This window comes from Micromonospora sicca, from assembly GCF_003172935.1.
Taxonomy (GTDB): Bacteria; Actinomycetota; Actinomycetes; order Mycobacteriales; family Micromonosporaceae; genus Micromonospora; species Micromonospora sicca.
The window spans coordinates 48733-59529 of the sequence record NZ_QGKS01000239.1 but is presented as its reverse complement, the minus strand read 5'-3'; the positions used below and the strand labels follow the sequence as shown (position 1 = coordinate 59529).

Annotated in this window: 8 protein-coding genes and 1 pseudogene; 3 read left to right on the top strand and 6 right to left on the bottom strand. The window is 73.3% G+C overall.

The annotated features are described in order from the left end of the window. Positions 1–487 (bottom strand): annotated as a pseudogene (locus DKT69_RS17205) (CAP domain-containing protein); the annotation flags it as partial. Between the two features lie 374 nt (positions 488–861). Here DKT69_RS17205 and DKT69_RS17200 point away from each other — a divergent pair. The 3 genes from DKT69_RS17200 to DKT69_RS17190 all read left to right on the top strand — a co-directional run bounded on the left by DKT69_RS17200 (position 862) and on the right by DKT69_RS17190 (position 5607). Beyond that, entirely contained in the window at positions 862–1056 is a 195-nt protein-coding gene (locus DKT69_RS17200) for a hypothetical protein (RefSeq protein ID WP_089010688.1), read from the top strand. A gap of 319 nt (positions 1057–1375) precedes the next feature. Beyond that, positions 1376–4987 (top strand): chromosome segregation protein SMC, encoded by a 3612-nt coding sequence (smc, locus tag DKT69_RS17195; protein ID WP_109802549.1) that lies wholly within the window; start codon positions 1376–1378, stop codon positions 4985–4987. Continuing rightward, positions 4987–5607, top strand: a complete 621-nt coding sequence (locus DKT69_RS17190) for an HAD family hydrolase (protein ID WP_109802548.1) — start codon at positions 4987–4989, stop codon at positions 5605–5607. The genes smc and DKT69_RS17190 overlap by 1 nt, the downstream gene beginning before the upstream one ends. A gap of 79 nt (positions 5608–5686) precedes the next feature. Here DKT69_RS17190 and DKT69_RS17185 read toward each other — a convergent pair whose 3' ends face one another. The 5 genes from DKT69_RS17185 to DKT69_RS17165 all read right to left on the bottom strand — a co-directional run bounded on the left by DKT69_RS17185 (position 5687) and on the right by DKT69_RS17165 (position 10655). Then, positions 5687–6217 carry a DinB family protein gene (locus DKT69_RS17185; RefSeq protein ID WP_109802547.1) on the bottom strand — a complete coding sequence of 177 codons (531 nt, stop codon included), beginning with the start codon at positions 6215–6217 and terminating at the stop codon, positions 5687–5689. Positions 6218–6260: 43 nt separating this feature from the next. Beyond that, positions 6261–6752, bottom strand: a complete 492-nt coding sequence (locus DKT69_RS17180) for a universal stress protein (RefSeq protein ID WP_109802546.1) — start codon at positions 6750–6752, stop codon at positions 6261–6263. Positions 6753–6756: 4 nt separating this feature from the next. Then, positions 6757–8376 (bottom strand): MDR family MFS transporter, encoded by a 1620-nt coding sequence (locus DKT69_RS17175; protein WP_109802545.1) that lies wholly within the window; start codon positions 8374–8376, stop codon positions 6757–6759. A 114-nt stretch (positions 8377–8490) separates the two neighbouring features. Next, positions 8491–8928 carry a MarR family winged helix-turn-helix transcriptional regulator gene (locus DKT69_RS17170; RefSeq protein WP_236647977.1) on the bottom strand — a complete coding sequence of 146 codons (438 nt, stop codon included), beginning with the start codon at positions 8926–8928 and terminating at the stop codon, positions 8491–8493. A 14-nt stretch (positions 8929–8942) separates the two neighbouring features. Then, positions 8943–10655 (bottom strand): alkaline phosphatase D family protein, encoded by a 1713-nt coding sequence (locus DKT69_RS17165; protein WP_109802544.1) that lies wholly within the window; start codon positions 10653–10655, stop codon positions 8943–8945. Positions 10656–10797: the final 142 nt, after the last annotated feature.

The window sequence follows — 10797 nt, the reverse complement described above, 5'->3', positions numbered from 1 at the left end:
AGATGTTTATAAGGCTCACCACCAGGGTCGCCGCGGCGGCGGCCCCGCCGATCAGGAGCGGCCGGGGGAAGCGCCGGGCCTGCCGGTGCCGGCCCTCGCCGGAGCCGCCGGGGCCTGCATCGGGGGCGGCCCGGAACGCGGTCAGGTCGGCCGGGGTCGCCCCGTCGGGCCCGGGGTAGCCGCCGGGGTGACGGCCGGCCTCCTCGAACGGGGCGACCCGGGGCAACTCGCCCGTGCGGTCGGCGCAGTAGGCGTCAGGCTGCTCGAACGGTGCCACCGGGAAGGGGAGTTCACCGGTCCGGTCGGGCTGCCACCGCTCGGTGGGGCGCTCCCGCCAGGCGTGCCCGGGCTCCGCCGGCTCGTCACCGAAGAGGTACGACGACCGCGGCTCCGGCCGGTCGGTGAGCCACGCCGGGGGGTGGTCGGTCGGCGGCTCGGGACGTCGGTGAGCGTCGTCCGGGTCGGTCGGGTCGGTCCAGCGGTACACGCCTGTCGCCTCCACGGGGTCGGTTGCGGGCCGGGCTGACCGTACGGGTGGGCCACGAGCTGCGGCAACGTGGCTAAGAAAGAGTTAAGGGGAAGCGGACAGACGGGTGGAGGCGTTCGCGCAATCCCGGGCGTACAGTTAAGTCGTCCGGACAGAGCGTGTCCGCGCCTTGTGGCAGCCCCCCGACAAGTGGACAGGTCGACGTGGAGATGATCTACGGCCTGCGGGAACTTGACGAAGGAGGGGTTTTCGGCTCAATATGTAGGTGTCGCCAGTCGCGCCCGGTCATGCCCACTTATCGGTGGGATGGCAGCCGCGAACACCAGGGGCGCGCGTTGGCCGGCCTTTCCGGCAGCGCATATCAAGGAGTCAGCATGGCGAAGGCCCTCTACGGCCACGTAGGTGCAGCGCCCGACCGGCGTCTGCTCGACGAGGTCACCCGACTGCGTGCCAGGGTTCAGGCACTGGAGTTCGAGATCACGCGTCTGCGCGCCGAGAACGATCGGCTTGCGGCGGCCGCGGCGGAGGCTGACGACCTCCTCCGGCTGGCCGAGCCGGCGCTGACCTGATCTCCGGTTGTCGGAAAACTGAATCGCACCACACGAAAAAGCGCGCCGACACTCAAGTGCCGGCGCGCAGTTCTGTCCGCACCCATTTCCTCGCCGCTTTCCCGATCTTGTGAATCGCTCGGGGAAATGCGCGCCGGGGGCGGAACGCGAATAGCGATCTTGTAATTCTCGCCACCGGCGAACACTCCTGGCGGATCGGCGCGCGACCGGCGCGGGTGGGTCGCGTGCGGCGGTGCCCCGACCCCCGGGTTACTCTGCGGGTTCACCAGGTCCGCGCAGCCGGCGACGGTACGGCGGCCACCGGACGAGGATCGAGAAGGTGCATCTCAAGAGCCTGACGGTGAAGGGCTTCAAGTCCTTCGCCTCCGCGACGACGCTGAAGCTGGAGCCCGGGATCACCTGCGTGGTGGGCCCGAACGGCTCCGGCAAGTCCAACGTCGTCGACGCCATCGCCTGGGTGCTCGGCGAGCAGGGCGCCAAGGCGCTGCGCGGCGGCAAGATGGAGGACGTCATCTTCGCCGGCACCGCCGGGCGGGCGCCGCTGGGCCGGGCCGAGGTCACCCTCACCATCGACAACACCGACGGCGCGCTGCCGATCGAGTACACCGAGGTCTCCATCACCCGCCGGATGTTCCGCTCCGGCGAGAGCGAGTACGAGATCAACGGCGACTCCTGCCGCCTGCTGGACATCCAGGAGCTGCTGTCGGACTCCGGCATCGGCCGGGAGATGCACATCATCGTCGGCCAGGGGCGGCTGGACGGCATGCTGCACGCCAAGCCGGAGGACCGGCGGGCGTTCATCGAGGAGGCGGCCGGCGTCCTCAAGCACCGCAAGCGCAAGGAGAAGGCGCTGCGGAAGCTCGACGCGATGCAGACCAACCTCAACCGGCTCACCGACCTCACCGCCGAGCTGCGCCGCCAGCTCAAGCCGCTGGGCCGGCAGGCCGAGGTGGCCCGCCGCGCCGCCGCCATCCAGGCCAACCTGCGTGACGCCCGGCTGCGGCTGCTCGCCGACGACCTCGCCACCCTGCGCACCACGCTGGACAAGGAGATCGCCGACGAGACGGCGCTGCGCGAGCGGCGGGAGCAGATCGAGGCGGAGCACACCGAGGTGCAGGCCCGGCTCGGCGAGCTGGAGGGCGCCCTCGCCGAGGACGCGCCGCTGCTCGCCGCCGCCCAGGACACCTGGTACAAGCTTTCCGCCCTCTCCGAGCGGTTCCGTTCGATCGAGCAGCTCGCCCGCGAGCGGCTGCGCCACCTCAGCGCCGTCGGCGACGACGAGCGCCCGGGCCGCGACCCGGACCAGCTGGAGGCCGAGTCGCAGCGGGTCCGCGAGCAGGAGGAGGAGCTGCGCGCGGCGCTGACCGAGGACCAGATCCGGTTGGCCGAGGCCGTCGAGCACCGGCAGGAGCTGGAACGGCAGCTCGCCGCCGCCGAGCGGGAGCTGGTCTCCGCCGCCAAGGCCATCGCCGACCGGCGGGAGGGGCTGGCCCGGCTCACCGGTCAGGTGAACTCGGCCCGGGCCCGGACCACCAGCGCCGGCGAGGAGATCGAACGGCTCGCCGCCGCCCACGCCGACGCGATGGCCCGCGCCGAGAAGGCCCAGGCGGAGCTGGACGCCGTCGAGGAGGTGTCCACCGAGGCGGACCGGGACAACGCCGACCTCGACGCCCGGCACGCCGAGGCGGTGGCCGCCCAGGAGCGGGCCCAGGCCACCGTCCGGACCCTCGCCGACGCCGAACGCGCCGCCGAGAAGGACGCCGCCACCTGGAAGGCCCGCGAGGAGGCCCTCGCTCTCGGCCTGCGCCGCAAGGACGGCGCGGGCGCGCTGCTGGCCCGCGCCGACCAGGTGCCCGGCCTGCTCGGCAGCCTGGCCGGGCTGCTCACCGTCGCCCCGGGCCGCGAGGCGGCGCTGGCCGCCGCGCTCGGCGGGCTCGCCGACGCGGTGGCGGTCAGCGGGGTGGACGAGGCCGTCGAGGCGATGCGGCTGCTGAAGATCTCCGACTCCGGGCGGGCCGGACTGCTGGTCGGCAGCCCGGCCGGGCCCGGGATGGCCGGTCCGGCCGACGCGCTGCGCCCCAAGCTGCCCGACGGCGCCCACTGGGCGCCCGACCTGGTGGAGTGCGGCGCCGACATCCGCCCGGCCGTGCACCGGGCGCTGCGCGACGTGGTGCTGGTCGACGACCTGGCCGCCGCGGCCGAGCTGGTCGCCGGCAACCCGGAGCTGCGCGCGGTCACCCCGGACGGGGACGTGGTCGGGGCGTACGCGGCGGCCGGCGGGTCGGCCAAGGCGGCCAGCTACATCGAGGTCCAGGCCGCCGTCGAGGAGGCCCGGGCCAACCGGCTCACCGCCGAACGGACCAGCGCGGAGCTGCGCGAGCAACTCGTCGACGCCCGTGCCGAGGTGGCCGCCGCGAAGGAGGCCGTGCAGCACGCCGCCGCCGCCAAGCGGGAGGCGGAGGGCCACCGCAACGCGGCCGCCCGCCGGCTCGCCGAGCTGGGCGCGGCCGCCCGCTCGGCGAAGGCGGAGACGGACCGGCTGGGCGAGTCCCGGGCCCGCGCCGAGGCGGCCCGGGAGCGGGACCTGCTGGCCCTGGCCGAGCTGGAGGAGCGGCTGCGGCTGGCCGAGGACACCCCCCTCGACGCCGAACCGTCCACCGAGGAACGCGACCAGCTCGCCGCGATGGTGCCCCAGGCCCGGCAGAACGAGATGGAGGTCCGGCTCGCGGTGCGTACCGCCGAGGAGCGCGTCTCGTCGATCGCCGGCCGGGCCGACTCGCTCGCCCGGCAGGCGACCGCCGAGCGGGCCGCGCGGGAACGCGCGGCGGCCCGGCGGGCGGCCCGGACCCGCGGCGCGGCGATCGCCCGGGCCGTGGTCGGCGGCGCCCGCGAGGCGCTGACCCGGCTCACCGAGTCCATCGCCCGGGCCGAGGAGCACCGCGACGGCGTCGCCCGCGAGCGCGCCGCCCGCGAGGCGGAGCTCCAGGAGGTACGCGGTGCGGCCAAGCGGCTCGGCGCGGAGCTGGAGCGGCTCACCAGCCAGGTGCACCGGGACGAGGTGGCCCGCGCCGAACAGCGGCTGCGCATCGAGCAGTTGGAGGCCAAGGCCGCCGAGGACTTCGGCCTGGACGTGGAGACCCTGGTCGCCGAGTACGGCCCGGCCCAGCTCGTCCCGCCCACCCAGGTGGACGTGGCGGCGGCCGAACGGGACGGCCTGCCGGTGCCCGAGCCGGTCCGGTACGAGCGGCCGGTGCAGGAGAAGCGGGCCGCCAAGGCGGAACGGGAGCTGGCCCTGCTGGGCAAGGTCAACCCGCTCGCGCTGGAGGAGTTCGCCGCGCTGGAGGAGCGCTACAAGTTCCTCTCCGAGCAGCTGGAGGACCTCAAGGCCACCCGGCGGGACCTGCTCACGGTGGTCAAGGACGTGGACGACCGGATCCTGGAGGTCTTCGCCAGCGCGTTCGCCGACACCGCCCGGGAGTTCGAGCAGGTCTTCACCGTGCTCTTCCCCGGTGGCGAGGGCCGGTTGATCCTCACCGACCCGGAGGACCTGCTCGCCACCGGCGTGGAGGTCGAGGCCCGGCCGCCGGGCAAGAAGATCAAGCGGCTGTCGCTGCTCTCCGGCGGCGAGCGGTCGCTGACCGCGGTGGCGATGCTGGTGGCGATCTTCCGCGCCCGGCCCAGCCCGTTCTACATCATGGACGAGGTGGAGGCGGCCCTCGACGACGTGAACCTGGGACGCCTGATCACGCTGCTGGCACAGTTGCGGGAGAAGAGTCAGCTGATCGTCATCACCCACCAGAAGCGGACCATGGAGATCGCCGACGCGCTCTACGGGGTGACCATGCGCAGCGGGGTCACCCAGGTGATCAGCCAACGGCTCAACCGGACCGAGGACGACGAGCGGCCTGGCCGCGGCGAGGAGAACGACTAGTGGCTCGGGAACGCGCGACGGCGCTCCTGGTGGACTTCGACGGCGTGCTGCGCCGCTGGGACCCGGCGGTGGCCGCCGCCGTCGAGCGGGACTACGGGCTCCCCAACGGCGTCCTCGGTGAGATCGCCATGTCCTGGGGCCTGCTCCAGCCGGTGCTCACCGGCAAGGTCAGCCACGCCGAGTGGATGACCAGCGTGGCCGAGGCGCTCACCCCCTCGGTGGGCGACCCCGCACGGGCCCGCGCGGCCGTCGAGGAGTGGCAGCGCTACCGGGGCGAGGTCGACCAGGACGTGCTCGCGTTCCTCCGCGAGGTTCGGGCGGCCGGCGTACGGGTGGGGTTGGGCACCAACGCCACCGACCTGCTCGACGCGGACATCGCCGCGCTCGGCCTCACCGAAGAGCTGGACGTTGTCGTCAACTCCTCGGTGATCGGCGTGCACAAGCCGGCCAAGGAGTACTTCGAGGCGGCCTGTGCGGCGCTGGAGACCCCGCCGGCCCGGGTGCTCTTCACCGACGACGAGGACCGGGCCGTCCGCGGCGCCCGCGCCGCCGGGCTCTCCGCGCTTCGCTGGGGCGGCCCGGACGACCTGCGCTACCTGCGGGCGGCGCTGGCGTACTGAGGCGACTCCGTCTCGCCGAGGTGGCGGCAGCCCGATCGGGACGACCCCGCCACCTCGGCGACCTGGAGTGGATCACGCGTCAGTCGCCGGTGACCCCGTCGATGCGTTCGCGGATCAGGTCGGCGTGGCCGTTGTGCCGGGCGTACTCCTCGATCATGTGCACGTACACCCAGCGGACGTTCATCTCGTCGGCGCTGCCGCCGGGGCGGCGACGCAGGAAGGTGTCGTCCAGCGAGAGGTCCGCGGCGGCGGCCCGGGCGGCCTCGACCTCCGCGGCGAAGGTGGCGAAGGTGGCTTCCGGGTCGGCGTCGGCGACGGCGTTGAGGTCGGCGTCCGGGTCCTCCTCGGCGTCGTAGAGGCCGGCGATGTCCTGGCCGGCGGCCCGGATCCGGAACCACCAGCGCTCCACGTCCGCCATGTGCCGGACCAGGCCGAGCAGGGTCAGCCCCGACGGCTCCACGCTGGGGGTCTTCAACTGTTCGGCGGTGAGGCCGGCGCACTTCATCAGCAGGGTCTGCCGGTGGTAGTCGAGCCAGCCTTCCAGCATGGTCCGCTCGTCGGCGACGTACGGTTCGTTGGTCCGGGTGATCTCCGGCGCTCTCCAGGTCATGCCGGCCATCCTGGTCGGCGGGTCCGACAGCCGCGACGCAATATCAGGGCACCACGACGACCGGCCAGCGGCCGGTGCGGACCAGCCGGGTGGCGACCGAGCCGACCAGGCGGTGCCCGGCCTGCTCCGACGACCCCACCACGACCAGGTCCGCGCGGGTCTCGTCGGCCGCCTTGCAGAGCTCGGTGTACGCGTCGCCGCGCCGGCACAGGAACGTCACCGGCAGGCCCAGCTCCTCGGCCCCGCGCCGGCACTCCTCGCGCAGCTCGGCGGCGAGCTCGTCGTGGGTCTGCTGCACCGCCCCCGCCACCACGCCGGAGATCAGTCCGGTGTAGGCGGCGGGGGAGCTGACGAAGACCACGACCAGCCCGGCGCCCTGCCGGCGGGCCAGTCCCGCCGCGTACGAGGCGGCACGCAGCGAGGTCCGGGTGCCGTCCACGCCGACCAGGACCACCCGGGGCCCGTCGGTGCCGCGTTCGAACGGCAGGGGACGGGCCTCCGGGCCGTACTCCTCACGATCGACCGGGATGCTCATCGGGTCAGTCCTGCACGCCGGTCCGTACCACGGAGGCCCCGCCGCCGGCGGCCACGGTGGACTCGCGCTCGACCTCGTCGGTCAGCGGGTCACCGTTGTGCCGGCGCAGCGGCACCTCCTTGATGAAGCAGACCGCGATCAGGGCGATCAGCCCGAACGGGGCGGCGGCCAGGAAGATGTCCCCGGCGCCGTGCCCGTACGCGGACTCGATCACCGTCCGGATCGGGGCCGGCAGGGTGTGCACGTTCGGCAGGACCCCGCCGCTGCCCGAACCGGCGCTCGGGATGCCGAGCCCGGCCAGGCCGTCGGCGATGTAGTCCTTGACCTTGTGGCCGAGTACCGCGCCGAGCACGCTGACGCCGATCGCGCCGCCGAGGCTGCGGAAGAAGGCCACCACCGAGCTGGCGGCGCCGAGCTCGTGCGGGCCCACGGTGTTCTGCACGGCGAGGACCAGGTTCTGCATGGTCATGCCGACCCCGATGCCGATCAGCGCCATGTAGATGCTGAGCTGCCAGTACGGGGTGTCGTAGCGGAGCGTGCCCATCAACGCGAAGCCGGCGGTGAGCAGGGCCGAGCCGGCGACCAGGTACCGCTTCCACCGGCCGGTGTTGGTGATGATCCGGCCGACGAGCGTGGAGGAGACCAGCAGGCCGCCGATCATCGGCAGGGTCATCAGGCCGGACATGGTCGGGCTCTCGCCGCGGCTGATCTGGAAGTACTGGCCGAGGAAGACCGAGGCGCCGAACATGCCGACGCCGACCGCGATGCTGGCCACCACGGCGAGGGTGATGGTGCGGTTGCGGAACAGCCGCGGCGGGATCATCGGCTCGCTGGCCCGGTTCTCCACCCGGACGGCGAGCACGCCGAGCAGCAGCGCGCCGACCACCATGACGCCGGTCTGCCAGGAGATCCAGTCGTACTTGTCGCCGGCGAGGCTGACCCAGACGAGCAGCAGCGAGACGGCCGCGGTGATCAGCGTCGCGCCCCACCAGTCGATCTTCACCTCCCGCTTGACCACCGGCAGGTGCAGAGTCTTCTGGAGCACGATCAGGGCGAGGATCGCGAACGGCACGCCCACGTAGAAGCACCAGCGCCAGCCGAGCCAGTCGGTGTCCACGATCACGCCGCCGATCAGCGGGCCGCCGATGGTGCCGACGGCCATCACCGCGCCGAGGTAGCCGCTGTAGCGGCCCCGCTCCCGTGGCGCGATCATCGACGCCATGATCACCTGGGCGAGCGCGGTCAGACCACCGGCGCCGACGCCCTGGAGCACCCGGCAGGCGATGAGCTGCCCGGTGGACTGGGAGAGCCCGGCCAGCACCGAGCCCAGCACGAACACCGTCAGGGCGAGCTGGACCAGGAGTTTCTTGCTGGTCAGGTCGGCCAGCTTGCCCCAGATCGGGGTGGTCGCGGTGGTGGCCAGCAGCGTCGAGGTGACCACCCAGGTGTACGCGGACTGGCCGCCGCGCAGCTCGGTGATGATCCGCGGCAGCGCGTTCGAGACGACCGTGGAGGAGAGGATCGCGACGAACATGCCCAGCAGCAGGCCGGAGAGGGCCTCCAGGATCTGCCGGTGGTTCATGTCCACGGCGGTCGCCCGGGTGGGCGCTGTCGCCTGGCTCATCGTGGGGTGCCTCCGGTGGAAGTCGGGGAGAAGATTGCTCCAGGCAACCGTACGGGTTGGTTGCCTGGAGCAACAACCTGACGTGGCGCGGATCTTATTCCCGCCGGAGACGGCTCAAAAGGTCTCGTTGAACTGGTGCAGCAGCCGGGCGAACTCCTCGACGTCCCGCCTCGGCCAGCTCTCCATCGTGTGTCGCATCTGCCCGAGCCGGGCCGACCGGGCCGCGTCGAACCGGCGGGTGCCCTCCTCGGTGAGGCTGATCTGGGCCGCCCGCCGGTCGCCCGGATCCGGGTCGCGACGCACCAGGCCGAGCCCCTCGAGGCCGTGGATCTGTCGGCTGAGCGTCCCCTTGCCGATGCCGAGCCGGACGGCCAGCTCGGTCAGCCGGATCGAGCCGCAGCGCCGCAGCCAGAGCAGCAGGCCGTACGCGTTCGGCTCCAGGTTGGGATGCACCTCCCGGGCGATCTCCCAGGACAGCGCCCGCCCGCGGCGCAGCAACGCGGCCAGCTCGTCCTCCACCGCGCGCAGCGTCTCCGGCAGGTGCTCGTCCACGGCAGCGAGCGTACTCAGGCCGCGTCGGTGAGCCGGCGCTGCGCCACGGTGCGGAGCCGGCCGTCGCTGGTGGTGCCCTCGATCATCACCTCGGCCGAGCGGCCGCGGTGGGTCAGCGTGGCCACCGCGTTGCCGAAGTACGGCCCGGCCAGCTTCTTCCACCGCACGCCGGGGCGGCGGACCCCGGCCGAGCGGGCCAGCGCGCGGGTGGCCGCCGCCGGGCCGGGTGACCAGCCCAGCGTCATCAGCGGGCGGATCGCGGCCGGCACCTGGTTGTGGATGGGGGAGCAGGTGAGCTGGTGCACCGGGGTGCGGACGGCCGGGTCGGGGAAGCGGACCCGGGCCACGTACGAGTGGTGCACGTCACCGCCGAGCACGCTGATCGAGGCCGGTGGGGCGTACGCCGGCCCGGCGCCGACCCGGTCGCCGGGGCGCCCCGGGGTGCCGCTGCCGAGCCGGGCGAACAGCTCGCCCAGCGCCTCGAAGCTGCGGCCGAAGGACGCCCAGTGCTCGAGGTCCAGGGCCCGGCGCACCTGCTCGGAGAGGCGGGCCACCCACGGCCGGCGGGAGTCGGCCAGCCGTTCGTTCCAGGCCTCCATGTGGTGGATGCCCGGCGGCAGCAGCCAGGGCAGCGAGGCGCCGACCACCAGGTGGTCGTACACGCCGTGTGCCCGGTCGAGGAACCACGACCACTCGCCCGGCGGCAGCATCGCCCGGTTGCCCGGGTCGAGCACCCGGCTGGACCGGTTGTCCAGCATCACCAGGCGGGTGCGGCCCAGGTCCAGCGCGTAGCTCCACTGGTACTGCACGGCGCGCCAGCGTTCGGTGTCGTGGGCGACGTCGGCCTCGGTGTCGACCCGCTCGCCGAACTCCTGCAACACGCTGGTGGCGTCCTCGGCCGCGCTCACCTTCGCGTAGAGCGGGTCGGCGGCGATCTCGTCCGGGGCGAGGTTGCCCAGGTGCTGGTAGACCCAGTACGAGGCGAGCCCGCTGCGGATCCGCTCGGCCCACCACGGCTGCTGGCGCATGTCCGCCCGCCAGTCGGCTGAGGTGTTCCAGTCGTCGATGATCTCGTGGTCGTCGAAGATCATCACGCTCGGCACGGTGGAGAGCAGCCAGCGGATCTCCGGGTCGCGCCAGGACTCCAGGTAGAGCTTGGTGTACTCGTCGAAGCTGACCACCTGGGTCGCCGGGGCCTCCTTCGGCCGCCGGCGACGCCGCTTGAGCAGCCGCCGCACGGTCGGCGAGGTGACGTCGGCGTAGACCTGGTCGCCGAGGAGCACCAGCAGGTCCGGCCGGGCGGCCCGGTCCGGGTCGGCGATCAGCCGCCGGGCGTACGCGTCGAGCGCGTCCGGGGGCAGCTTGCGGGCCGTGGCGTGCTGGGTGGTCTCCCGGCACGAGCCGAAGATCAGGGTCACCGGCTGGTCCCGGTCGTCGGCCGCCCGGGTCCGGATGACGCTGGCCGGGAAACCGCTCTCCGGCACCGGCCAGGCGACCTCGTCGTCGATCAGCACCTCGTAGCTGGTCGCGCTGTCCGGGGTGAGCCCCGCCACCACGACGATCGCGTAGTGGTGGTCGTACGCGGAGAAGGTCGGCGCGGTCCCGGCGGCCCCGTCGGCCGTGCGGACGGTGACCACGGCGGGCGCGCTGGTCTCGACCCAGACGGTGGCGTGCGTGCCGACGACCCGCCGCAGCAACGGACCGATGAGCAGGCGCGCGCTGGGCATGGTCGACCTCCGAGGTGAGCGGACTTCATCTTTACTACCCGGCCGGCGGTCGCACCACAGCTGGCTGGCGTCGAGCCTACCGCCGGCCGGCACCCCCGGCCCGGGTGCGGTCGATGAGACGCCGTCGCCGGCATCTGACAGG